The organism is Rhizobium sp. R693 (genome assembly GCF_002211315.1).
In the GTDB taxonomy this organism is placed as follows: domain Bacteria; phylum Pseudomonadota; class Alphaproteobacteria; order Rhizobiales; family Rhizobiaceae; genus Rhizobium.
The window spans coordinates 52588-77068 of sequence record NZ_LOKY01000011.1; the positions used below are offsets into that span (position 1 = coordinate 52588).

17 protein-coding genes and 2 pseudogenes are annotated in these 24481 nt (G+C 62.1%); 7 read left to right on the forward strand and 12 right to left on the reverse strand.

Annotated features, from left to right (window positions below):
* Nucleotides 1-30: 30 nt before the first annotated feature.
* Nucleotides 31-471: a large conductance mechanosensitive channel protein MscL gene (mscL, locus tag ATY79_RS11580; RefSeq protein ID WP_088691318.1), complete on the reverse strand. Its 441-nt coding sequence runs from the start codon at nucleotides 469-471 to the stop codon at nucleotides 31-33.
* 214 nt (nucleotides 472-685) lie between these two features.
* Here mscL and ATY79_RS11585 point away from each other — a divergent pair, with 214 nt between their 5' ends.
* Complete coding sequence (locus tag ATY79_RS11585) at nucleotides 686-4189, forward strand: PAS-domain containing protein (RefSeq protein WP_088703958.1); 3504 nt, start codon at nucleotides 686-688, stop codon at nucleotides 4187-4189.
* 75 nt (nucleotides 4190-4264) lie between these two features.
* On the opposite strand, the gene ATY79_RS11590 is transcribed toward ATY79_RS11585, so the two are convergent.
* A complete protein-coding gene (locus tag ATY79_RS11590; RefSeq protein WP_088691316.1) occupies nucleotides 4265-4669 on the reverse strand; it encodes a GFA family protein in 405 nt (134 codons plus the stop codon).
* A gap of 53 nt (nucleotides 4670-4722) precedes the next feature.
* Between ATY79_RS11590 and ATY79_RS11595 the strand changes: the two genes are divergently transcribed.
* The gene (locus tag ATY79_RS11595; RefSeq protein WP_088691315.1) at nucleotides 4723-5223 is read left to right on the forward strand and encodes a MarR family transcriptional regulator; all 501 of its coding nucleotides are present in this window, start codon (nucleotides 4723-4725) and stop codon (nucleotides 5221-5223) included.
* 117 nt (nucleotides 5224-5340) lie between these two features.
* Here ATY79_RS11595 and ATY79_RS11600 read toward each other — a convergent pair whose 3' ends face one another.
* The 6 genes and pseudogenes from ATY79_RS11600 to ATY79_RS11625 form a co-directional block, all read right to left on the reverse strand.
* Nucleotides 5341-5556 (reverse strand): hypothetical protein, encoded by a 216-nt coding sequence (locus tag ATY79_RS11600; protein WP_088691314.1) that lies wholly within the window; start codon nucleotides 5554-5556, stop codon nucleotides 5341-5343.
* Nucleotides 5557-5863: 307 nt separating this feature from the next.
* A complete protein-coding gene (locus ATY79_RS11605) occupies nucleotides 5864-9658 on the reverse strand; it encodes an SEL1-like repeat protein (RefSeq protein WP_088703959.1) in 3795 nt (1264 codons plus the stop codon).
* Nucleotides 9659-9989: 331 nt separating this feature from the next.
* Complete coding sequence (locus ATY79_RS11610; RefSeq protein WP_088703960.1) at nucleotides 9990-10691, reverse strand: SDR family NAD(P)-dependent oxidoreductase; 702 nt, start codon at nucleotides 10689-10691, stop codon at nucleotides 9990-9992.
* 139 nt (nucleotides 10692-10830) lie between these two features.
* On the reverse strand, nucleotides 10831-11178 hold the full coding sequence (locus tag ATY79_RS11615; RefSeq protein WP_088691501.1) for a hypothetical protein: 348 nt from the start codon (nucleotides 11176-11178) through the stop codon (nucleotides 10831-10833).
* 204 nt (nucleotides 11179-11382) lie between these two features.
* Nucleotides 11383-12778 (reverse strand): annotated as a pseudogene (locus ATY79_RS11620) (sulfatase-like hydrolase/transferase).
* Nucleotides 12779-13089: 311 nt separating this feature from the next.
* Nucleotides 13090-13548, reverse strand: coding sequence for an Lrp/AsnC family transcriptional regulator (locus ATY79_RS11625; protein ID WP_088691311.1), 459 nt, complete (start codon nucleotides 13546-13548; stop codon nucleotides 13090-13092).
* 120 nt (nucleotides 13549-13668) lie between these two features.
* On the opposite strand from ATY79_RS11625, the gene ATY79_RS11630 reads away from it, so the two are divergent.
* Entirely contained in the window at nucleotides 13669-14952 is a 1284-nt protein-coding gene (locus ATY79_RS11630; protein WP_088691310.1) for a cystathionine gamma-synthase family protein, read from the forward strand.
* A gap of 13 nt (nucleotides 14953-14965) precedes the next feature.
* Here ATY79_RS11630 and ATY79_RS11635 read toward each other — a convergent pair whose 3' ends face one another.
* Nucleotides 14966-15337 carry a hypothetical protein gene (locus ATY79_RS11635; protein ID WP_088703961.1) on the reverse strand — a complete coding sequence of 124 codons (372 nt, stop codon included), beginning with the start codon at nucleotides 15335-15337 and terminating at the stop codon, nucleotides 14966-14968.
* A gap of 365 nt (nucleotides 15338-15702) precedes the next feature.
* Between ATY79_RS11635 and ATY79_RS11640 the strand changes: the two are divergent.
* Nucleotides 15703-16660 (forward strand): annotated as a pseudogene (locus tag ATY79_RS11640) (hypothetical protein).
* A 131-nt stretch (nucleotides 16661-16791) separates the two neighbouring features.
* Here the strand turns inward: ATY79_RS11640 and ATY79_RS11645 are convergent.
* Nucleotides 16792-17265 (reverse strand): VOC family protein, encoded by a 474-nt coding sequence (locus ATY79_RS11645; RefSeq protein ID WP_088691308.1) that lies wholly within the window; start codon nucleotides 17263-17265, stop codon nucleotides 16792-16794.
* Nucleotides 17266-17467: 202 nt separating this feature from the next.
* Here ATY79_RS11645 and ATY79_RS11650 point away from each other — a divergent pair, with 202 nt between their 5' ends.
* The 3 genes from ATY79_RS11650 to ATY79_RS11660 are packed head-to-tail and all read left to right on the forward strand — an operon-like array spanning nucleotide 17468 to nucleotide 22735.
* On the forward strand, nucleotides 17468-19264 hold the full coding sequence (locus tag ATY79_RS11650) for an acyl-CoA dehydrogenase C-terminal domain-containing protein (protein ID WP_088703962.1): 1797 nt from the start codon (nucleotides 17468-17470) through the stop codon (nucleotides 19262-19264).
* A gap of 36 nt (nucleotides 19265-19300) precedes the next feature.
* A complete protein-coding gene (locus tag ATY79_RS11655) occupies nucleotides 19301-20509 on the forward strand; it encodes an acetyl-CoA C-acetyltransferase (RefSeq protein WP_088691306.1) in 1209 nt (402 codons plus the stop codon).
* A gap of 12 nt (nucleotides 20510-20521) precedes the next feature.
* Entirely contained in the window at nucleotides 20522-22735 is a 2214-nt protein-coding gene (locus ATY79_RS11660; protein ID WP_088703963.1) for a 3-hydroxyacyl-CoA dehydrogenase NAD-binding domain-containing protein, read from the forward strand.
* Between the two features lie 68 nt (nucleotides 22736-22803).
* On the opposite strand, the gene ATY79_RS11665 is transcribed toward ATY79_RS11660, so the two are convergent.
* Together ATY79_RS11665 and ATY79_RS11670 are read right to left on the reverse strand one after the other, a co-directional pair.
* Nucleotides 22804-23232 carry a plastocyanin/azurin family copper-binding protein gene (locus ATY79_RS11665; RefSeq protein WP_088691304.1) on the reverse strand — a complete coding sequence of 143 codons (429 nt, stop codon included), beginning with the start codon at nucleotides 23230-23232 and terminating at the stop codon, nucleotides 22804-22806.
* Nucleotides 23233-23363: 131 nt separating this feature from the next.
* Nucleotides 23364-24479, reverse strand: a complete 1116-nt coding sequence (locus tag ATY79_RS11670; protein ID WP_088691303.1) for an NAD(P)/FAD-dependent oxidoreductase — start codon at nucleotides 24477-24479, stop codon at nucleotides 23364-23366.
* Nucleotides 24480-24481 lie beyond the last annotated feature (2 nt).

The following is a 24481-nucleotide window of genomic DNA, read 5'->3' on the forward strand; positions in this document are numbered from 1 at the left end:
CCCGCCGAAACGGTAGGATCGATCCTCAACTCATGCCGGGCGCTTGGCCAGCAGGTCGCGGATTTCCGTCAGCAACGCGACATCGGCCGGCGGCGCAGCGGCCTCCTCCTTCGCCTGCTTGATCTTCAGCTGCTTGTCGACCTGCTTCTGCAGCGTATTCACGCCCTTGACCATCAGGAAGATGATCCAGGCAAGGATGAGGAAGTTGATGAGAACCGTGATGAAGCTGCCATAAGCGAGCACCGCTCCCTGCTGGCGAGCGGCGGCCAGGGTCTGCGCGTTGACATTGGAGGACAGGCCGATGAAGTAGTTCGAAAAGTCGAAGCCGCCAAAGACGGCGCCGACGATCGGCATGATCACATCGTCGACCAGCGACTTCACGATACCGCCAAAGGCACCGCCGATGATGACACCGACAGCAAGGTCCATGACGTTGCCGCGGGCGATAAATGCTTTGAACTCACTGAGCATCCGATCCGTCTCCCTCTGATGCAGTCTCATTGACAGGTCATTGTTTTCATTAGCTACATCTTCGATGCAATTAATCAATTGGCGATAATCAATTATCGACAGCCTTCGAACGTCTTTGACTTAAGGCCTAGAGCCCGCCCGATGTTCAAACTTTGGGAATTGCCTTAGTCTTGGTGCTCCGTGAGGACCGGCGCGTGGTGCCGGTGGAGGTTCGATGCTGCCAGGTTGGGTCATAATTGCATCCGCGTTCGGCTATCTGCTCCTGCTTTTCGCAGTGGCGAGCCATGGCGACCGCAGACGGCGAATGTTCGGTACGCCGGCCGGCGGCCGCCCGGCCGTCTATGCGCTCAGCCTCGCGATCTACTGCACATCCTGGACCTATTTCGGCAGCGTCGGGCTGGCATCGCAGCGCGGGCTGGAATTCCTCGGCATCTATATCGGCCCCATCCTCGTCTTCACGCTCGGCATGCCCGTGCTGCGACGGATCACCGAGCTTGCCAAAGCCGAGAAGCTGACGTCGGTTGCCGATTTCATTTCCGCGCGCTACGGCAAGAACCCCGCGGTCGCGACCATCGTGGCGCTGATCTCGCTGGTCGGCGCCATCCCCTATATCGCGCTGCAGCTGAAATCGGTGTCGAGCACCATGACGGCGATGCTCAACCCGTCGGACTACGGCATCGGCAGCGGCAATCTCTATTTTCTCGACCTGCCGCTGCTCGTGACGCTCGTGCTGGCCTGCTTCGCAATCATGTTCGGCACACGCCATACGGATGCGACGGAGCACCAGGATGGATTGATCCTCGCCGTCGCCATGGAGTCCGTGGTCAAGCTTTTTGCCTTTCTCACGGCCGGCATCTGCGTGATCTGGTTCCTGTTCGACGGTCCTCTCGACCTCTGGCAAAAGGCGAGCGAAAACCAGCTTGTGCTCTCGGCTGTGCACTACAAGACGCCGATCAGCCGCTGGATCGCGCTGACGCTGCTATCGGCCTTCGCGATCATCATGCTGCCGCGACAATTCCACGTCACGGTTGTCGAGAACAGAACCGCACGGGAACTTCGGCTCGCCGGCTTCCTCTTCCCTCTCTATCTGATAGTCATCAATCTCTTCGTACTGCCGGTGGCAATCGGTGGCCTGCTGACCTTCGGCGGCAGCGGCAGTGCCGACCTCTACGTGCTTTCGCTACCGCTCGCGGGGCCGATGCCCGTCGTCTCGCTGATTACCTTCATCGGCGGCTTTTCGGCGGCGACGGCCATGGTGATCGTCGCGTCCGTCGCGCTCTCGATCATGGTGTCGAACGACATCATCATGCCGATCTTCCTGCACCGGAAGCTGACCGATCGCACAGGGCAGCGCAGCGACTTCGCCAAGACGCTGCTCAACATACGGCGCAGCGCGATCTTCGCCGTGCTGCTGCTCGGCTACGCCTATTATCGCTCAACCGACAGCACAGCGGGGCTCGCCTCGATCGGCTTGCTCTCCTTCGCCGCGATTGCGCAGATGGCCCCTGCCCTGTTCGGCGGCCTGGTCTGGCGGCGGGCCAATGCACGCGGCGCCATCCTGGGGCTCACGTCGGGTTTCGTGATCTGGGTCTACCTGCTGTTCCTGCCTTCGCTTGGCGGGCCGGACTATTCGGGCGTCGCAAGCGCCGTTCTCGGCTTCATCTTTCCGGGTACGACGATCTTCACTGGCAACGCTGCCGATCCGCTGGTCAACGCCACGGTGATGAGCCTGCTTGTCAACACGGCCTTCTTCATTATCGGTTCGGTGACCCGTAATGCACGACCGCTCGAACGCATCCAGGCCGGAATCTTCGTCAAGCGGCAATCCCGCTCGCAGTTTGCCACGCGCGGCTGGAAGACCCGTATCAGCGTCGGCGATTTGAAGGCGACGGTCTCCCGCTATCTTGGCGAAGAGCGCATGGAGCGCTCGTTCCAGACCTATCAGCAAAATTCTGGCCGCGATCTGGAAGATGATCAGCCGGCCGACATGGCGCTGATCCACTTTACCGAACAGCTGCTCGGCAGCGCCATCGGGTCCTCGTCCGCCCGGCTCGTCTTGTCGCTGATCCTCCAGAAGGTGGAGGACGCCTCCGCCGATACCGCCTGGCTGCTCGACCAGGCGAGCGAGGCACTGCAATATAACCAGGACATGCTGCAGACTGCGCTTTCGCAGATGGACCAGGGCATCGCGGTGTTCGACAGCTCGAACAACCTGACGATCTGGAACCGGCGTTTCCGGCAATTGCTTGATCTGCCGGAGAATACTGGACAAGTCGGCTTCCCGCTGGCCGACATCGTGGCGATCCTCAGCCAGCGCGGCGACATTGCGGCCGGCGACGTCAACCAGACAGTCCGGCATTTCCTGACGCTGGACAAGCCCTTCGCGCTGGTGCTTGGCGGTGGCGAGCGCATCATCGAAGTGCGATCCAATGCCATGCCTGATAAGGGCATCGTTGCGACTTTCACCGACATCACCCAGCGGGTCGCCGCCGACCGGGCATTGAAGCAGGCGAATGAAACGCTGGAACAGCGCGTCGTCGAGCGCACGGCAGAGCTCACCCGCGTCAACCACGAACTCGGCGAGGCGCGGGCTGCGGCTGACGAGGCCAATCTCGGCAAGACACGGTTCTTCGCCGCCGCCGGCCACGACATCCTGCAACCGCTCAATGCCGCCCGGCTCTATTCCTCGGCGCTGGTCGAGCGCATGGGCCAATCGGAAAGCAGCGCCATCGTCCGCAATATCGATTCCGCGCTGGAATCGGTCGAGACCATCCTTGGCGCCGTGCTCGATATTTCGCGGCTCGATACCGGGGCCATGCGGCCACGCCTCGCCTCCGTGCCCCTCTCCGATCTGCTGGAGCGTATCCAGACCGATTTCGCACCGATCGCCCGCGAGAAAAGGCTGAAGCTGGTGGTGATGCCGACCTCGCTGCGGGTTCGCTCCGACCCCAACCTGCTGCGCCGCCTCGTGCAAAATCTGGTCTCCAACGCGATCAAATACACGATCGACGGCAAGGTGCTGGTCGGTGCGCGCCGGCGCGGACACCAGGTCGTCATTCAGGTGATGGATTCGGGGATCGGAATTCCGCCGTCGAAGTTCCGGACCGTCTTCAAGGAATTCGCCCGCCTCGACGAAGGCGCCAAAACAGCCTCGGGGCTCGGCCTTGGCCTTTCAATCGTCGATCGCATCGCGCGCGTCCTCAACCATCCGGTGGAATTGCACTCGACACACGGCAAGGGCACGGATTTCCGCATCATCATGCCGCGCGACGCGTCGCGACTTCCCGAGCGGTTGGGTGTTGCTCAAACGGTGGAACATTCAGCGCAGAACCTCAAGGGGCTGAAGGTCCTCTGCGTCGACAACGAACTGCATATTTTGGAAGGTATGCAGCTCCTGATCAGCGGCTGGGGCTGCGAAGTTCGATGCCTGGGCTCGCTGGCAGAGGTCGACGCACTCGATGCGCGCCAGGCGCCGCCCGACCTTGTTATCGCGGACTATCACCTTGGCGACGGCACCGGCGTTTCGGCCATCCTGACGCTCCGAGAGCGGTTCATGGCGTTCATTCCAGCGCTGATCGTCACCGCGGATCGCACGCCGGAAGTCCGCGCCGAAGTCGAGCGGCACGGCATCGGCCTCCAGCACAAACCGGTCCGCCCGGCGGCGCTGAGGGCCTACATTACACAGATTTCCGCTCAGAAGCGTGCAGCGGCGGAGTGACATTCCCGTCCGTCGTCAGGACCCCGGGATCGCAAGTCGCCGAACGCAGTAGCGCTGCGCGGCTGCCGGTCTGAGTTAAAGGTAGCTCGTCACCGCGGGTTCGTTCCACCAGTTGTCGTGACGCCCGTCCATATAGCGAACCGGCAGAGCCGCAAGCTCTTCGGGCGATATGTCATCAAGGCAGGCGATGTTGATCGAAACATAGTCTCCGCCAATCTCTGGAATTTGACCATGCCCATAGGCATGAAGGCCGCATGTCGGGCAGAAGCGGTGATGGCCGCTCATCGTTGCGAACTGATAGTCAGCGGCCGCCGTCTCCTCGCACAGCAGACGGAAATCCTCGGGCTTCACGACCGCGCCCCAATAGCGCCGCTTGCCGCAGACGGTGCAATTGCAGCGGCCGGTGCCGGCCTGGAGATCGGCATCGACCTCGTAGCGGATTTTGCCGCAATGGCAGCTGCCCGTGTAGGTTTTCTTCATGGATTTCCTCCTCCGCCCTTTGCAAGGGTCAATCGTCATGACAATATGTTGTCATGACCGATGAAATACCAATACGACAACATATTGTCAAACAAAACCGCCCGAGACGGACCGCCGAAGGCGATGCCTTCTCGCTGTTCACCATCGCTGCGCTGCGGCTCGCAGGCCGGTTGACCGCCGCCGGCGACGAGTTGGCGAAGCCCGCCGGACAGACGAGCGCCCGCTGGCAGGTACTTGCCGGTGCGCGAAGTGGCGCGCATTCCGTCGCGCAGATTGCGCGCCTGCTCGGGGTCGCCCGACAGGGCGTGCAACGGCTGGCGGATGCACTCGAAGGCGACGGGCTGATCAGCTATGTCGATAACCCGCAGCATCAGCGCGCCAAACTGGTAAAATTGACGGAGGAAGGCGAATCCCGCCTCGCCGCGATCGAGACAGCGCAGGCGGAGTGGGCCGACAGGCTCGGGCAGTCATTTGCCGTCGCAGAGATGGAGGCAGCCCTGGCCGTCATGACCAGAGTGATCGAAACCCTCGACACGGAAACTGGCAAGGCATAGGCCGGCTATGGCGCCGATCGGCCTGAAGCAAGTAGCTTATGGATATCTGCTAAAGGACGCGAGCAATCGCGGGGTGGCCCCTAAGCCGGAGGCTACAGTACATAGAGCAACGCGGTATCAGGTTCCCTGGACGGCCTGCGCCCCATTGGAACTGACATTGGCTGCATGCGCTTCGAGGATTGCGGCGGCTATGACCTTCTGAAGCTCGTAAACCAGTGTGCGCGAGCGCTTGCGATCCAGATCCTGCGCCGCCTTCGCAAGATTCAATCCTTCGTTCAGGACGATATGGTGAGCTCGCGTCAGCGCCCAGCTTTCAATATCAAGACTTATCATTCGGAATCTCCGCCAAATCATTCAGCATCAACGACATTCACCGAATCACGATACGCAGAGCGCTTACACAGCAAGAAGAATCACAGTTGCAATATTTCGCAAATAACATTTTCCGAAGAATACGCGCGCAATGCGAAATTTCTTCTTGAGCTGCGATAGATACAACCGCACTACCTCTGAGCCCGCACAACTGAGTCCGGGCTCTGCTCAAAAATATTCGGCGAAGCTTGCACGGACCTGCACACACCACGGCGCGCATTTTTATCGATCGCCCGTAAGCGCACGGAAGACCGGGAGGGCGCCGCAATCAGACTTTCGTGGCCGGGCCCTTGTTGCGATCCAAGAGGGCCTTCACCGTAACATCGTTGATCTTGCCGCTCGGCTCCTGGCCGATCGACTTCTGGAAGCTCTTGATCGCCGCAACGGTCTTCGCGCCCATCTCGCCGTCCGGCTGGCCGGCGTCGAAGCCGTTGTTGTTGAGAATCGCCTGGATGTTGCGGATCGCTCTCTTCATGTCGACCGTCGAGGTCTTGGTGGCATTGCCGACCCATTCATCCGGAACGTCGACGCCGTTCGCCTTGCTGTCGAGCGGCGCGGCCTTCCAGAGGTCTGCCTTGGCACGCGCCTTTTCCAGCTGGTCCGGCTTCATCGCGTTGGCAACTTCGTCGCGCTTCTGTGCCGCGTCCTTGTCACCGCCCTTGGCCGCAACCGCGAACCACTTGTAGGATTCGGTCAGATCCTGCGTGACCCCATTGCCGCGAGCGCAGAGGATCGCCAGATTGAACTGGCTGTCGGTAACGCCGAGGTCGGCCGCCTTGATGAACCAGTCCGCCGCCACCTTGTAGTCCTGCTGGCCGAGCGCACCGGACGCGTAGAGCACGGCGAGATTGTGCATCGCACTGGCATTGCCCTGGTTGGCGGCCTGTTCGTAATATTGCGTCGCCTTGGCGATATCGCGTCCGACGCCCGTGCCCTTCTCGTAAATGTTGCCGAGACGATATTCGGCCGGCGCGAAGCCCTTGTTTGCGGCGAGCTGATACCAATTTGCCGCTTCCTTCGCATCGACGGCGACACCGGCACGGCCCTCGCTATAGCGGGCACCAATTTCGAAGAGTGCCAGCGGATCGCCGCTCTTGGCTGCATCGGCGAGTGACTTCGGCTGCACCGTATCCGGGACGGCAATGCTTGCCGTTTCCGCGGTCGGTGTGGTGGCCACTCCAGCCGCAACCGGCGCAGTATCCTTGGCAACGAAACCGGAGGCGTCCTGAGGAGCGCCGGAAGGCGCAAGCGGCGCCGCCGCATCACCGTTCAGCGGCGCGGTCGCAGTCAGATGGTCGGGTGCTGCCGGTGCGGGTGCCTGATCGCTGCTCGTCATCGGCGCGACAGGGGCCGCTGCAGCCGGGACTTCCGGAGCGATTGCAGCGACTTGGTCCGGCGCGGTTTCGCTGTCGGGCGGCAGCGAATTGCTTGATGTATCCGTCAGCACGGCAACTTCGGCGGACGGCGCCGGCTGACCGCTCGTCAGCGTGCGTGCGAGCGGAAACGCCATGATCGCCAGAAGCACGGCGCCGACGGCAAGCAGGATCGGACGGCGGAAGCGCGAGAAGGCGCCTCCCTTGGTCGAATCCTTAACCTTTGCCTTCTTGTCGGCTTTGGCGGGCTGCGGCTTGGCGCCGGGTTCGGTCTCCATTGCCGCGGCCTGCGCGGCGCGGCGGGCGGCGGCAATGTAGTCGGCGCGCTCGTTTTCCGTTGCGGGCTTGGCGTTCGTTCGCGCAGCGTTCTGGCTGGCGCGCACGCGTTCCAGGATTTTCTTGACATCGGGCGCACCCGAGCCCGGCTCCAGTGGCTCATTGGCGGCTTCGGGCGGCATCACATCGACGGGATCGATGGATGGAGCCGGATCGATCACAGTGCGCTCGGCGGCAGTGGTTTCCGCCTTCACCTTTTTGCTTGGCAGCAGACGCTTGCCGAGGCTCGCAAGGAGGCTGCTCTTTGAGGCATCGGCGGATGCGACAGGCTTCGTCGCCGCCTCAATGGCGACCACGCTGGTATCGGTCGCAGCCATAACCGGTATGGCCAGCGCTTGCTCGGTGACCTCTGGCTGGCGGCCTGCAGGGGCGCGGGTTCCGAACACCGCCGGTCTCTGCGCGTCCTCGGTACCGGCCTGCATCATCGCGTAGGTATCGACCGCGAAATCGACATCGGCGCTCGGCATTCTCGGCGCAGGCCTTGCGGCGGCGCGATCTTCCATCGTGTCCAATCGCTCGGCGATCTGGACCAGTGTTTCGTGCAGGGCCTGGAAGGTCTTGTGCGTGCGCTCCTCGCTGCTGCGGCTGAGGTCCTCAAGCTGGCGGAGATCTTCGGCAAGCGCAGTGAGCGCAGAGATGTCGGCTGCGGCCGGCGCACCGCCCTGGAAGACGCCGCTTCTCGCATAGGCTTCGACCACCGCTTCCGCCGCCTGGCGGGCGGCCTCGATGATATATTCGTCGCTGGTCGCCATGTAGTCTTCGATCGCACCCATGCGGCGGTCGAAATCCAGCGGCAACTCGGCTGCGGGCCGCGGCTCGCTCATCAGGGCCGAGAGGTTTGCGATCTGGTCTTCAAGGTTCTTCAGCGCATAGGAATCGGCCGCCGGCGCGGCGGTGCTTTCCTCAAGGCGTGCGGCGATATCGCCGAGCCGGCTTTCGATGCGACGGATGGCGCTATCGTCCGCGGGAGCGGCGACAGGTTGAAGCGGCTGGAAATCCATTTCGTCGATGCGGCGTGCGAGATAGTCCAGGCGCTGCGCCAGCGCATCGTTGACCGAGCCGACCTCGAGCGCATCGATCTTGCGCGAGATGTCGGCAAGCGCGCCGGTCAGTTCCGGTTGCGGCGCGGCCTTGTGGCTTCGCTCGAGCAGGTAGGACAGATGCTCCAGGCGTTCGTCGAGGCGCGAGGCGGCCTCGGCGTTGGCGAGTTCCTCGACGCGCAGCGTCAGCGTTTCGAGCCGATCCGCCATGGCATCGGTCGGAACTGCGCGGCTCGCGACGCTATGGCCCATCATGTCGATCTGCTCGCCCAAGGCGTTCAGGCGGCCTTCGAGGCGATGCATCATGGCGGGATCGCCGCTGGTGGCAGCGCGGCCGGTTGCCGCAATGGCGCGGCTGATTTCGTCGAGCCGGCTATCGACCGCCGCAAACTGCTCGGCCATCGCCCGATCATGCGGCTGGATCATCGTGCCAAACTGCTCCATCGCCGTCGCGATAGAGAGAAGCTTGTCTTCCAGCGCCCGCACGGCCGGGCTTTCGCCCAAGCCGCCGATATGGCGCTTGATGTCGTCGAGCCGGTAGGCAAGCGCCACCAGCTCTTCCTGCAGGCCCGCCGTATCGAGCGCATGCAGCTGGTTCTCGAAGCCGTCCCAGCGCGTCTCCATATGGCGGATTGAATCTTCCCGCGCGAGCCCGTCCATCAGCGAGCGCAGCTCTTCGAACTCGCCGCGCAACCCTTGCGCTTCGGGCGCATTGGAGCGACCGGCAAGCTGGTCGATGCTGCTGGCGAGACGGCCCATATCGGCGCGAATGTCATCGGCGAAACGGCGGTCTTCGGCACCGACCTTGATGCTGCGGATCTCCTCGCGCAGCGCGTTCATTTCCCGCGTCACACCATCGGAGATGTCGCGTTTCAGGTCCTGACGAAGATTGACGAGCGCCTGAGCGATCTCGGTCATGGTGTCGTCTGCGGCGCGATAGGCCGGCTTTGGATCGGCCGGACGCAGGGCGCGTTCGGCAACCGGAAGCGGCGCGCGCGATGGGGCCGGCTGCTCGCGCGTATGTGATACGGGCTCGTGCACTACAGGGCGTTCCCGGCTTGCCTCCAGAACGCGCTGGCGCTGGCGAATTTCGGCGAAAGGATCCGGCCGGGCTTCAGCGCCATAGGGTGCGCGGCCGGCATAGGGATCAGCGTAGGCCTCGCGCTCCGGCGACGGGGCGCGCTGGCGCTGGTCGCGAGCGCTCGCGCCCATCAAACCCTCGATCCTCGCTTCCAGACCTTCGATGGTGCGGTTCAGCGCATCGAGCGACGCCCTGTCGGAGTGCCGTGGGGAATTTGATCGCGATCCGTTCATTTTCTTGCTCGCTTCATCTGTCCGAACCCTCGTCAGGGCCGATCATTGGCTTCCGTCAGCGCCGCATCGAGATGCGGACGTGAGCACCGTTCATGAAGGGATAATCAATTAGACTTTCCTCAACCTGTGCGGCGTAGCGGCATTCCATGAAACGCGAGACTGAAAAAAGGAATGCAAGTCGCCAATGCTCAGACAGCACCTTTCATGAAACGTGGTAAACAACCCGTTAATCGGCGTGAGATTTTTTTAACTTTTCAGTATTTTCAGCCGTTTCCGTGCTGAAACGGGCCGCAAGCGCTCCGCGCGCGTCCAGCGGCATGTTAGGCGGATATCAGAAGGATTCCGTCCACGGCCGCACCTCGATTTCCTGCGACCAGGCGCTCCGGTGTTGCAGGAGCACATTGATATAGGTCTGCGCGATGGCGTCAGGATCGAGCGTCGCATCCGGCTTGGTCGGGTCTTCCCGGCGCATCTCCGAACGGATTCCACCGTCGATGATGAAATGGGCGACGTGAATGCCCTTTGGCCCGAGCTCACGGGCAGCGCTCTGGGCAAGACCGCGAAGCGCAAACTTGCCCATGGCGAACGCGGCCGACTGGGCATATCCCTTGATGCTCGCCGTCGCCCCGGTAAACAGGATCGCGCCGCGCCCATGCGGAAGCATGCGCCTTGCGGCCTGCTGGCTGACCAGGAAGCCCCCGTAGGCGCTGATGGCGATTGCCTGTTCCACGGCGGCTGGATCGAGTTCCGCCAAAGGACCGCGCAGGCGGCCACTGGCGTTATAGATGACGACATCGGGATCACCGATCGCAGCCGCGACGTCGTCAAAGAGTGCGGCGACGGAAGCTGGCTGCGCGGCATCCGCGGCAAAGGTCAACGCGCCGGTTTCGCCGGCGAGTTTGCTCAGCTTGTCGGTGTTGCGCGCCGCCAGCGCAACCTTGACGCCGCGCTCGCTCAACTGACGCGTAAGCGAGGCGCTGAGCCCCGGGCCTGCGCCGACGATGAGAGCGGAACTGTAAGGAAACTCGGTCATGGCTGTCCTCCGGTCGTTGTCGCCGAAACCTGCGGCTCAGAATACCCGTCGTGTTTGCCTGCGGATACCAGGCGAACCAGCATATGAAGCCAATTGCGGGTAAGCGCGTGTGCTGCTCGCTTGCATGATCCGCCGACACTCACTCGATCGCGCCGCCACGCCAAGCGCGTGCGAGCAGGATCGACAGGACAAAATGCAGGACGACTGCTGGCCAAAGCAGGACGCCCGTCAGCCCATGGGCGAGGCCGAGATAGGCGAGATATAGTGCCACGAGCGCGCTGTAGAACAGCATGCCTTCGAGGGGCCGACTCCGCCAGCAGGCGATCCCCAGTCCGATCAGCGCGAGGCCTGCAACGCGCGCGGCGGCCGCCGCCACGCCCACCAGCGCCTCCCCAAGCAATAACTCACCGACGAGCGCGGGAATGGCCACCAACGCGAGGCCAGTCACGATTTCACCGATGGCCGCGACAGCCAGCGCCCTGTTCATCACGCCGATCCTCCTCTCGGACCTCGGGTCAAGACGACACTGCAGCACTAGCACGGAGGCAGCAGATAGTAGCCGCAGGCCCGTGGCGGTGCCGATGGACTTCGTCGCCGGGCGCGGCAATGGCATTTTCGGCCAAAGCCGTCGACGATATGAGAACGCCGGGTGTCGCGGCTACAGCTATGGTGCTGATGGCGTGCTTGAGGCTCATTGGTTGCTCCTCCCTAGCTTGAAGGTCAGCTTGTCGATCTTGCCTGTGAACTTGAACGGCGTGTCGTAGCGATACTCCAGCAGCGCCACGCTGGTGCGGGTGCCCTGGCCGATGTCAAAAGTTTCGTCCTCGGGGCAGGTCACCGGAATGCCGTGCTCCAGGGAGTTCGTGGCCACTTGCTTTCCGTCGACGGAGAGGACGCCCGTGCCACCCGTACCAAGTTCGGTGCCGGCCGTTTTGTAGTCGAAGACGACGGTGTGCTTGCCGGCCTCGAGTTCCGGCCCCTCCCACATCGTGCGCTTGAGGTCGAGGAGGTTGTAGAGGTACACGACCCGGCCTCTGCCGACGCCGAAGTCCCCCCTGCTGAGGAACAGACCGTAGCCGCCGAAGCGCCCGCCCTGCGTGACGATCATGCCATCCGCGCCGCCTTCGGGAATCTCGATGTCGGCGGTGATCGTATAGGACTTGTTCAGGATATCAGGGGCGGCGCTGGCCGGCACGCCGGTCAACCCCCCGGGATAGGTGAATTCCGTCCCGAAAATCGTCTCGCGCAGCTTGTTCCAGTCGTCGTCGAACAGGTGCATGTCGCCGATCTTCTTGATCCATTCCGGCGTCGGGTGGTGTGGCGCATGGGTGGCACCAGGCACGTAATAGACGAGCCAGGGCTTGCCAGGAGCAACCTCCTTGAGCTGTTTGATGTAGCCGATGGCCTCGTCGGCCATTGCCGTCTCCATGTTCCAGCCGGGATTTCCTTCGAAGGGGTAGATGGCGGTTGTGTTGCGGAAGAGGTTCGGCTGCCACTGACTGGCATCGCCGCCGACGAGGCCATAGAAGTAATCGAAGCCCATGCAGTTCGGCCACTGATTGAACGGCCCAGCCTGGCTTGATTGATAGTACGGCGTGCTGTGGTCCTTGCCGAACCATGAGGTAGCGTATCCATTCTCCTTGAGGATCGTGCCCTTTTCGATGGGGATGATCGAATCGTACCCTGGATACCCTGTCGCTAATTCGCCGATGACGCCGAAGCCGACCGAATGATGGTTGCGCCCGGTGATCAGGGCAGCCCGCGTCGGCGAGCAGAGCGACGTGGAGTGGAAATTGGTGAAGCGCAGCCCCTGCTTGGCGATACGATCCATCGCAGGCGTAGGAATGACACCGCCAAAGGTACTCGGAGCACCGAAACCCTGGTCGTCCGTCATGATCAGGAGCACATTGGGGCGCCTTTCGGCGCACACCGCCGAAATTCGGATCGGGCGGTGGAAGTTGTTTTCCGGTGATCGTGGCGGTGGCTTCGGGCGAACCTGGAGTACCGGTGACCTGTTGAGCCCATCCTGAGGCACAACCAAGAGCTAGGAAGCCCGCACATGCAAGCAAACTGCGAACGATCGGTATCTCGGTAGCCCCCTCAAGCGTTGCAACCGGATTTCTCGCACAACTCGCACAATTAGAAGTTTCTAATATACCATGAGGGCGAAGCCAGGTCGAGCCTTGCCTTTGGGTCCACAACCCCAAAGGCAGTGACGGCAGCCCGATCCCCACCTGCAGCCCGCGCTGCAATGTTTGTGTTGAAACATGCCTCTGCTGCGGGTACCCAGTCAGCGATTCCCGCTGCATCCGGGTCCAATGAAATAGAGGCGCGAATGGTGACAAGTCGACTGGGGCGGCTGCGGTTTAGCATCTTAAAGCGGCCCGGGCCGCGGGGGCTACACCCGCCGCGCCTTGATCGTATTCATCACGAAGCTCGTCTCGATCGTATCGACGCATTTCAGGCGGGCGATCTTTTCCTTGATGAACCGCTCGTAGTCTTCGAGGCCCGAACTCATCACCTTCAGCACGTAGTCGCGCGACCCGGTCACCAGATGGCATTCGAGTACCTCGTCCCACTCGCGCACGGCGCTCTCGAACATCTCGATCTCGTCCTCGTGCTGGCGGCTGAGGCGAATGGAGGCCAGCGCCGTCATCGTCCAGCCGTCGATGGCAGGATCGACGAGCGTGGTGTAGCCCTTGATAATCTCCGCGTCCTCAAGCCGGCGTAGGCGACGCAGGCAGGCCGATGCGGAAAGCCCAACGCGTTCCGCAAGCTCGTTGTTCGGAAGGCGGGCATCGACCATCAGTTCTTTCAGGATCTTCCGGTCCATATCGTCAGCAATTTTCTGCGTCACAATTCGCCATTCTCCGCACTAAGTTGCTCAAGAGAGCATGGCGACGCGGCAAATAGCAAGAACAGCCCGCGCGTTCTGATATAATTTGCGAGCATCACGGCATCTCTCGAGGAGACGACAATGACCGCACCGCACCCTTCCAAGACTCATATCGGCAATCATGCGCTGCATCCCGAGACGCAGATGCTGAATTATGGCTACGACCCGGAACTGTCGGAAGGGGCGGTGAAGCCGCCGGTATTCCTGACGTCGACATTCGTCTTCAAATCCGCCGAGGATGGCCGGGATTTCTTCGACTACGTATCCGGCCGCAAGGAGCCACCGGCCGGCAAGGGTGCGGGTCTCGTCTATTCGCGTTTCAATCATCCCAACAGCGAGATCGTCGAGGACCGGCTTGCCGTCTATGAGCGTACCGAAAGCTGCGCCCTCTTCTCGTCCGGCATGTCGGCGATCGCCACGACCCTCTTGGCCTTCGTTCGTCCTGGTGATGCGGTGCTCCACTCCCAGCCGCTCTATGGTGGAACGGAAACCCTGCTGGCAAGGACGTTTCTCAATCTCGGCGTTGCGGCTGTCGGCTTTGCAGACGGCGTCAGCGAGGCATCGGTGCAGGCGGCTGCGGAAGACGCCATGGCAAAGGGCCGCGTGTCTGTCATCCTCGTCGAGACGCCAGCCAATCCGACGAATAGCCTCGTCGACGTCGTAATGATCCGCCGTGTCGCCGACGCGATCGGCCGGAAGCAGGGCCATACGCCAATTATCGCTTGCGACAACACGCTGCTTGGCCCCGTCTTCCAGCGGCCGATCGAACACGGCGCCGATATCTCGCTCTATTCGCTGACCAAGTATGTCGGCGGCCATTCGGATCTGATCGCCGGTGCGGCACTCGGCTCGAAGGCCGTGATGAAGCAGGTCAAGGCGCTGCGCGGTGCCATCGGCACGCAGCTTGACCCGCATTCGTGCTGGATGCTGGGCCGTTCGTTGGAAACGCTGCAGATCCGCATGGAGCGAGCCGATAGCAACGCCCGCGTGGTCGCCGACTTCCTGCGCGAGCACCCGAAGGTCGAGGGGATTCACTACCTGCCCTATCACGATGCCAATTCGCCAGTCGGGCGCGTCTTCGCGGCGCAGTGCAGCGGCGCCGGATCGACCTTCTCCTTCGACATCAAAGGCGGCCAGCCCGCATCCTTCAAGTTCCTGAACGCCCTGCAGATCTTCAAGCTGGCGGTCAGCCTGGGCGGTACGGAATCGCTTGCCAGCCACCCGGCAACGATGACCCATTCCGGCGTGCCGGCCGACGTTCGCCAACGGATCGGCGTCCTGGAATCAACCATCCGCCTATCGATCGGCATCGAGCATCCGGACGATCTCGTCGCCGATCTGCAGCAGGCGCTGGACGCCGCGTGATTTTAGTGGCGGCTCAGGCGGCCGCCGTTTCCCTTACATCGTCGAGCAGGAAATGCACGACGACATATTTCGTCGTGTAGTGTCGGCCGCTGTCGGAAACATTGTCGACGCTGCCGCCATCGGCGGGGTGCCAGCGATGATAGTGCGGACTGGTGGTGATCAGCGTGATCGCCTTGCCGGCCATCTTGCCGTCGAGACGGTAGCGCATCTCGGCGAGCGGCCAGATGCGTTCATAGTCATCCATTGAAATGCGGACTTTCAGTGCCTTGCGGCTGACCGCTTCGCTGCGCGAGCCGTCCTCGTGCTCCACCGCCGGCAGTTCCAGCGTGACTTCCTCGGCTCCGTCGAGAATGGAATTGAACTCCTCCGGCCATATCCGTCTCATAAAATCGCTCCTCCAAGCTCTTTCATCGGTCTGCCTGTGAAATGTAGCCGGTCCCGCCGCAGAAGCAACCGGTAGCGGGCGCTGTGAGGAGGATTCGGCCTCCCCCGCGGTGGCCATTCACTGCGACAAGATAACGCGCCGTCGGGAAGAACTATCGGATGGCCAGCGCAACACTCGCCCGACGCAGTGCAAATGCTTCACCGCACTCGACATGGACCAATGACTGCCAGAATAAGGGATACATCAATTATTCTAGAATATACACGGCCTCATATTGCATTGCATCATTGCGGTGAGCTGTCTAGTCTGGACCAGCGTCAGGGGGGAAACGCCATAAGAAGCCATCTTCGCGAGAAGGATGTTAGATGCTTGATACGCCGAGCTCAAAAGACCTGGAAACCATAGCGCGCACAGGTGGGACCTTTAGACGTATGGCCGCCCGCGTTCCGACCTATTTGAAACGGATCTGAGGGAAAACCCCACCTGGTTGCCGATGTTCCTTTTCGCCCGAATGATACCGTTTCGTCGGGCACACTCACCGCCAAACGTGTTCCACCGGTGGTGGACGATGCTCCGTCGATGTTCGGCGAGATAAAAGCGGCGGACGTCGCGGCGGAACTGAGAAGAACCGGTATCTTTTCCGGTCTGACACTCCCCACAGCAGTTCAAGAGGAAATTGCGCGCTTCGCCAACGAGACACCGTGCTTCGGCAACTTCGACCGGAGAATCGAATTTCTAGCCAGCGAGCATGCCGAAGCCGAGCAGCGCTTCGGGCGCACGATATTGAGCGGCCATCATTTCGATCGGATTGTAAGATGCGAGGCAGCGCTTGCCGTGCAGAAGGACCCGCTGCTTCTGAACGTGGCAAAGCATTGTCTTGGCGGCGAAACGAAGCTGATCACAACCCGTACCTGGTGGAGCTTTCCGACCAAGACCGCTTCGGAAGCCGATCTAAGCCGGGCATCGTTCAAGTTCCATTTCGATCTCGATGATTGGCGAATGCTGAAATTCTTCTTCTATCTGTCGGATGTGGACGCCGATGCTGTGCCGCATGTCTACGTCCGGGGCAGCCACAACCGACGTCGCATGAAACACCAGTTGACGCTGCTCGTCGGGCATCCATCGGAAGAGGTCCTGGGCTTTTACGGCGAAGAGAATGCCGTCACGCTGACCGGGAAAGCCGGTACCGGTTTTGTCGAAGACCCCTTCGGCTTCCACATGGGAACCCTGGCGAAGCACACGCCGCGCCTGATGATGGAAGCCGGATTTGGAGTATCGAAACCGTCGAAACGCCGCTATCACGGAGAGCCCGTGATACGCTAGGCGATCACTTCGCCCGCAGGCCACGGCGCCTTTAACCCCAGGGAGCCATTCTCGACCACATGGCCGAAGCGGCTCCCAGGAATTCCCAGTGAGCCGACGTGGCCCACTACGGCCATAGTCGCCGCCGCCTCTTACCGATAGGCCTGCTCCAGTTGCGCGATATCGAGCTTGATCATGCCGAGCATGACTTCGGTAACCCGCTTTGCGCGCTCCCGGTCGGGATCGGCAACCATCTCGATCAGCGCACGCGGAACGATCTGCCAGCAAAGGCCCCAGCGATCCCGCAGCCAGCCGCACTGCTCCTCCGCCGCGCCGTTGTCAAGGAAGGCGTTCCAGATCCTGTCGATCTCCGCCTGCGTCTCGCACTGTACCGAGATTGAGAAGGCGTGGTTGAAGGCATCGAGCGGACCGGCTTGCATGGCCACGAAATCTTGGCTCCCGAGCTTGAACTCGGTGATGATGACGCTGCCCGGAGGGCCGCTAGGTGTCTCGGCCGGAAGGACGGTCGTGCGGCCCCTCGACGAATTTGGAATCGTCGCCACATAGAATTCGACGGCTTCCTGGACATCCTTCTCGAACCAGAGATTCGACGTCACCTTAAGCATGGATTGTCCTCCTCATTGCTGCTCTGACGAAATGTTCGACAGTTCGAGGACGTTCCGGCCCGGCTCTTTCCGACAACGGCGCGGATCATTTTCACAAATTCGCGCGACATCAACATTTGACGTTTACGCAAACGTCAATATTTTGTAAGAGACTCTCAAATGCCGGTTTCGTCCGGCGTGCCGAATTGGAGGAATTCGAACGATGCCAGTCTACAAGGCCCCGGTTAACGACACGCTCTTCGTGCTGAACGACGTGCTCGGCCTGGAACGCTACAATAATCTCCCGGGGTTTGCCGACGCGACGCCTGACATGATCGAGGCGATCCTCGGCGAGGCCGCGAAGGTTGCCGAGGAAGCGCTCTTCCCGCTCAACTATTCCGGCGATCAGGAAGGCTGCGTACGCCACGACGATGGTTCGGTCTCCGTGCCTAATGGTTTCAAGGGCGGCTATGACGCCTATTGCCAGGGCGGCTGGATCGGGCTTGCCGTTCCCGAGGAATTCGGCGGCCAGGGTCTTCCCTATGCGCTGCATGCCGCCGTCGGCGAATATACCTCCGCCGCCAACATGTCGCTGATGATGTATCCCGGGCTGACCCAGGGTGCGATCGCGGCTATCCTCGTTCATGGATCGGACGAGCAGAAGCAGACTTACCTGCCGAAGATGGTCTCCGGCGAATGGTCCGGCACCATGAACCTCACCGAGCCGCATTGCGGCACCGATCTCGGCCTCCTGCGCACCAAGGCGGTGCCTCAAGGTGACGGCAGCTACAAGATCTCCGGCCAGAAGATCTTCATCTCCGCCGGTGAGCACGACATGACGGACAACATCGTGCATCTCGTACTGGCCCGCATCGAGGGTGCACCCGAGGGCACCAAGGGCATTTCGTTGTTCATCGTGCCGAAATATCTCGTCACGGCGGATGGCACGGTTGGCGAGCGCAACCAGGTCTCCTGCGGTGCGATCGAGCACAAGATGGGCATTCACGGCAATGCCACCTGCGTCATGAATTATGACGGGGCGACCGGCTTCCTCATCGGCGCTGAGAACAGGGGCCTCAGTGCCATGTTCGTGATGATGAACGAGGCGCGTCTCAGCGTCGGCCTGCAGGGACTGGCAATCTCCGAGATCGCCTACCAGAACGCCGTCAACTACGCCCGCGAGCGCATCCAGGGCCGTTCTCTGTCAGGCCCGAAGGCGCCGGACAGACAAGCCGATCCGATCATCGTGCATCCCGACATCCGCCGCTCGCTGATGACGATCCGCGCCTTCAACGAGGCCGGCCGCGCCTTCCTGCTATGGACGGCGCTGAAATCCGATATCGCCCACCGTTCGGCGGACGAGAAGGAGCGCCAGACGGCCGACGACATTCTCGGCCTCGTCACCCCAATCCTCAAGGGCGTCCTGACCGACAAGGGCTTCGACCACGCCGTCATGGCCCAGCAGGTCTTCGGCGGCCACGGCTACATCGAAGAGCACGGCATGAGCCAGTATGTGCGCGATGCGCGCATCGCCATGATCTACGAAGGCGCCAACGGCATTCAGGCGCTCGATCTCGTTGGCCGCAAGCTTGCACAGAACGGTGGCCGCGCCGTCATGGCGCTGTTCAAGGAGATCGGTGATTTCTGCGAAGAGAAGCGCAACGACGAGCAGATGACCTTCTTCACCAAGAACCTGAAGAAGGGCTTGAACGACGTGCAGGCGGCGACCATGTGGTTCATGCAGCACGCCATGGCCAAGCCTGACAATGCCGGCGCCGGCTCGACCGACTACATGCACCTCTTCGGCCTTGTCGTACTCGGCTATATGTGGGCGAAGATGGCGAAGGCTGCCGAGGACGGCCTTGCGGCAGGAGAGGCGGAGCGCGAGGCGTTCCTTCGCAACAAGCTGATCACCGCCCGTTTCTTCATGGAGCGGATCATGCCGGAAACGGCGCTGCGCAAGGCCCGGATCGAGACCGGCGCGGAAACGATGATGACCTTGGCCGCCGAGGCCTTTTGAGTTCAACGGCGCCCGCGCCGATAGGGAGATAGAGGAATGACCGAGGTTTTCATTTACGACCACGTGCGTACGCCACGCGGCCGGGGCAAGAAGGATGGCTCGCTGCACGAGGTGCCGTCGGTGCGGCTGGCAGCAAAGACGCTGGAGGCGATCCGCGATCGCAACGGGCTTGATACGGCAACGGTTGACGACATCGTCATGGGCTGCGTCGACCCTGTCATGGAAGCAGGCGCGGTGATCCCACGCGGTGCCGCCTTCGAGGCAGGCTACTCCACCAAGGCGCCCGGCATGCAGATCTCCCGCTTTTGCGCCTCCGGTCTCGACGCGGTGAATTTCGGCGCGGCGAAGATCGCCCAGGGTGCCGATGACATCGTCATCGCAGGCGGCGTCGAAAGCATGTCGCGCGTCGGCCTCGGCATGTCCGGCGGCGCATGGTTCATGGACCCGTCGGTGAACTTCCCTGCCTACTTCATGCCGCAAGGCGTATCGGCCGACCTGATCGCCACCAAGTACGGCTTCTCGCGCGACGACGTCGACGCCTATGCTGTCGAGAGCCAGAAGCGCGCGGCAAATGCCTGGGAGAAGGGCTACTTCAAGAATTCCGTCATCCCGGTGAAAGACCAGAACGGCCTTGTTATCCTCGCCCATGACGAGCATATGCGCCCGGGTACAGACATGCAGGCCCTGGCGGCGCTCAACCCCTCCTTCCAGATGCCGGGCGAGATGGGCGGCTTCGAAGCCGTCGCCATCCAGGCCCATCCGGAAGTAGAGCGCCTCAACTATGTCCACCACGCCGGCAATTCCTCCGGCATCGTCGATGGCGCGGCCGCCGTGCTGCTCGGCTCCAAGGCCGGCGGCGAGAGCATGGGCGTGAAGCCCCGCGGCCGCATCAAGGCCTTCGCCAACATCGGCTCCGACCCGGCGCTGATGCTGACCGGCCCGGTCGACGTTACCGAGAAACTGCTGAAGCGCACGGGCATGACGCTTGCCGACATCGATCTCTTCGAACTCAACGAGGCCTTTGCCGCCGTCGTGCTGCGCTTCATGCAGGCCTTCGAGGTCCCGCACGACAAGATCAACGTCAATGGCGGCGCAATCGCCATGGGCCACCCGCTCGGCGCCACCGGTGCGATGATCCTGGGCACGGTGCTGGACGAACTGGAGCGGCGCGACCTGAACACCGCGCTCGTCACGCTCTGCATCGGCGCCGGCATGGGCACGGCAACGGTAATCGAACGCGTCTAAGGGAGAGAGACGATGACCTACAAGAACTTCACCGTCGAAACAGACGCAGACGGCATCGCGCTTGTCACTTGGGACATGCCCGGCAAGTCCATGAACGTCTTCACCGAGGAGGTGATGGACGAGTTGAATGCCATCGTCGACGCCGTGGTTGCGGATGGCGCCGTCAAGGGCGCGGTCATCACCTCGGGCAAGTCGAGCTTTTCCGGCGGCGCGGATCTCTCGATGATCAAGTCGATGTTCTCGCTCTACCAGCACGAGAAGGCCACCAACCCTGATGGCGCCGCCCAGAAGCTGTTCGATCTCGTCGGCCGCATGACCGGCCTGTTCCGCAAGATCGAAACCTCGGGCAAACCCTGGGTCTCGGCGATCAACGGCACCTGCATGGGCGGCGCCTTCGAAATGTCGCTCGCCTGCCACGGTCGCGTCGCCTCGAATGCCAAGTCGGTGAAGATGGCACTGCCCGAGGTCAAGGTCGGCATTTTCCCCGGCGCCGGCGGCACGCAGCGCGTCTCGCGCCTGGCGGATGCCCAGTCTGCCCTGCAGATGATGACGACGGGCCAATCGCTGACGGCAGCGCGCGCCAAGGCGATGAACCTCGTGCATCAGGTCGTCGAGCCGGATCAGCTGATCCCTGCCGCCAAACAGATGATCAAGGACGGACTGAAGCCTGTCGCCCCCTGGGACGAGAAGGGCTTCAAGGCGCCCGGCGGCGGCATCTGGACGCCGGCGGCAGCGCAGCTCTGGCCGGCCGCACCGGCGATCCTGCGCCGCGAGACATCAGGCAACTATCCGGCAGCCCTCGCCATCCTCAAATGCGTCTATGAAGGCCTGCAGGTGCCCTTCGACACCGGCCTCAAGATCGAACAGCGCTACTTCACCGAGATCCTGCAGACCAGCGAAGCCTTCTCGATGATCCGTTCGCTCTTCATCTCCATGCAGGAGCTCGGCAAAGGGGCCCGCCGCCCCGCCGGAGTCCCAAAAGCGGAGTTGAAGAAAGTGGGTGTCGTCGGCGCCGGTTTCATGGGAGCCTCGATCGCCTATGTAACCGCCGCCGCCGGCATCCCCGTCACCCTTGTTGACCGTGACATCGAGGCCGCAACCAAGGGCAAGGGCGTCGGCGAAGGCTTGGTGAAGGACTCAATCGGTAAGGGCCGCCTTACGCAAGATGAGGGTGCAGCACTACTCTCGCGCATCATCCCCTCCGCTGATTATGCCGACCTTGCCGATGCCGATCTCGTCATCGAGGCCGTGTTCGAGGATCGTGAGGTCAAGAAGGCCGTCATCGAGGCCGTTGAGGCCGTGTTGCCTGAAGGCGCCATCTTCGCCTCCAACACCTCGACGCTGCCGATCACGGGTCTTGCTAAGAACTCCAAGCGCCCGGCCGATTTCATCGGCGTGCATTTCTTCTCGCCGGTCGAGAAGATGATGCTGACGGAGGTCATTCTCGGCAAGCAGACCGGCGACAAGGCGCTGGCCGTCGCGCTCGATTATGTCGCCGCGATCAGGAAGACGCCGATCGTTGTCAACGACACGCGTGGCTTCTTCGTCAACCGCTGCGTCTTCCGCTACATCCACGAAGCCTATGATATGCTGATCGAGGGCGTCCCGCCCGCGATGATCGAGAATGCCGCCAAGATGGCCGGCATGCCGGTTGGACCGCTATCCCTCAATGACGAGGTGGCGATCGATCTGTCGCAGAAGATCCTCAAGGCCACCGTCGCCGATCTCGGCGAGGCCGCCGTCGATCCGAAGCACATGGCGCTGATCAACAAGATGGTCGACGAGCTCGACCGTCGCGGCCGCAAGAATGGCAAGGGCTTCTACGATTATCCAGCGAAACCGGCCAAGAAGTCGCTTTGGCCGGACCTGAAGACCTTCTACCCGCAGAAGAAGGCGGAGGAGGTCGATGTCGAAGTTCTGAAGCAACGTTTCCTCGCCACTATCGCGCTGGAGGCGGCGCGTACCATCGAGGAAGGCATCGTTACCGATCCGCGCGAGGCCGACGTCGGCTCCATCCTCGGCTTCGGCTTCGCCCCCTACACCGGCGGCGTACTCTCCTACATCGACGGCATGGGCGTGAAGACCTTCGTGGGGCTCTGCGAGAAGCTTGCGGCAACCTACGGCGCACACTTCAAGCCGACGGCACTGCTGAAGGACATGGCCGCCAAGGGCGAGACCTTCTATGGCCGTTTTGATCCTTATACGAAGGAGAAGGCGGCGGCTTAATCCGCCCCGGGCACTCTCAAGCAAAAGCCAGCCGGTGCTTTCGGCTGGCTTTCGGTCTCCGCTGACAGCTATCTGGTAACCGTCAGGCCGGCCTGCATGCCAGCTTCGTAATGCCCTTTGATATTGCATAGCAGCAGATAGGCGCCGGGGGCGAGTTTCGCTTTCAACTGCCCGTCTGCACCCGGCTTAAGGTCCGAGACTTCGCCGATGCTCTTGAGCTGCTTTTCGTCGACCCGATGTCTGGAAGCAATCACCGGGATCTTCTGGTCGGGAGATTTCAGCTTGACGAGCACCATCTCGTGCTCCTCGGTCATCGCGTCGTTGTGAACGGCGAAGATCGTTTCGCCCGCCTTGATCGTGGTCTGGTCCAGCGTCAGCGTCATCGGCCCTCCGCCCTCGCCACCTTCGGTGACCTTCACGGTCGTCGCCGCCCATGATGGCGAAGCAATTGCGACCGCGGCAGATGCGGCGAGAGCGTACCATGCGTACCTGTTCATCAAATCAGCCTTTCCGTTGCAGCCCGCGCTTCGTGTAGGCAGCACGTCTGACACTCACCTGAAGGGCTGGTTCAACCGTCACAGGCTCCGCAACGCGACGTCGGCGCTCGGAACGGGCGGTGTGCAACGCCTCATCTGCCGGCGATCGATGCGGCAATCTTCTCCGCCTCACGGCCTATTTCCCGGAGCAGGCCGGTCGGCACGGCGGTGAAGCCGCAAAAGTAAAGGCCGTCATTCGCCGGCTGCAGCACGCCGCGGCCAGGGCCGTCGGCGTCGCCAAATCGCTGTGGGAAATCGGGCAGAAGCGCCTCGAGCCCGGGCCGGCAACCGGTCGCCAGGACGATCGCGTCGAAGATCGCGGATCGGCCGTCGACGAAATGCACGCGCCACTCCTCTGACGTCGAGATTGCGGGGAACACCTTGATATCCCCCGACCGGATGCGCTCGATCGTTCCGATATTGATCAGAGGCGTGCGGCCCCGTTCGATGATACCGGCCAGTGGCCCGTCTTTTGCCCGCTTCAGCCCAAATTTCCCGAGATCGCCGAACCGCAGGCTGAGGATCAGCGCGTTCACAGCATCGACCAGGCGATAGGGAAGGAACTGCTCAGCGATGGCGATGCTGGCGCTCGTCAGTCCGAACAGCTCGAGCGGCACGACATTGACCGGGCCGCGCACGGACATCGCGACATCGAAGCCGGCCTCGGCGCATTCAAGCGCGATCTCGCCGGCCGAGTTGCCAAAACCGACAACGAGGACGCGCTCGGCCGCAAGCTCCCCAGCATTCCTGAACTCCGAGGAGTGCAGAAGCTTGCCGGCAAACCGCCCCTGCCCTTCCCAGGTCGGCCGTATCGGCGCGTTCGCGAGGCCGGTCGCCATGATGATATTGCTTGCCTCGAATGTTCCGTCGGAACTCTCCACGGTCCACGTCTTGTGCTTTCGGATCGCCGTCGCGAGCACGCCAAATCTGACCTCGATGTCGTTCGACGAGCTGTAGGTTTCGAGATACTCGATGACCTGCAGCCGCGACGGGTACCTTGGAAACCGTCGCGGCATCGGCATTCCCGGCAGCGCTGAGTGCATCTTGTGGGTGTGCAGACGAAGGCGGTCGTAGTGGTGATGCCAGGACGCTGCCAACGTATCGCCCTTCTCGAGCACCAGAAACGAGCGGCCCCGTACGTGCAGCGCCGCGGCGCAGGCCAATCCCGCCGGTCCGGCTCCGATGATGATCGTCTCTGCATCCGTCATGG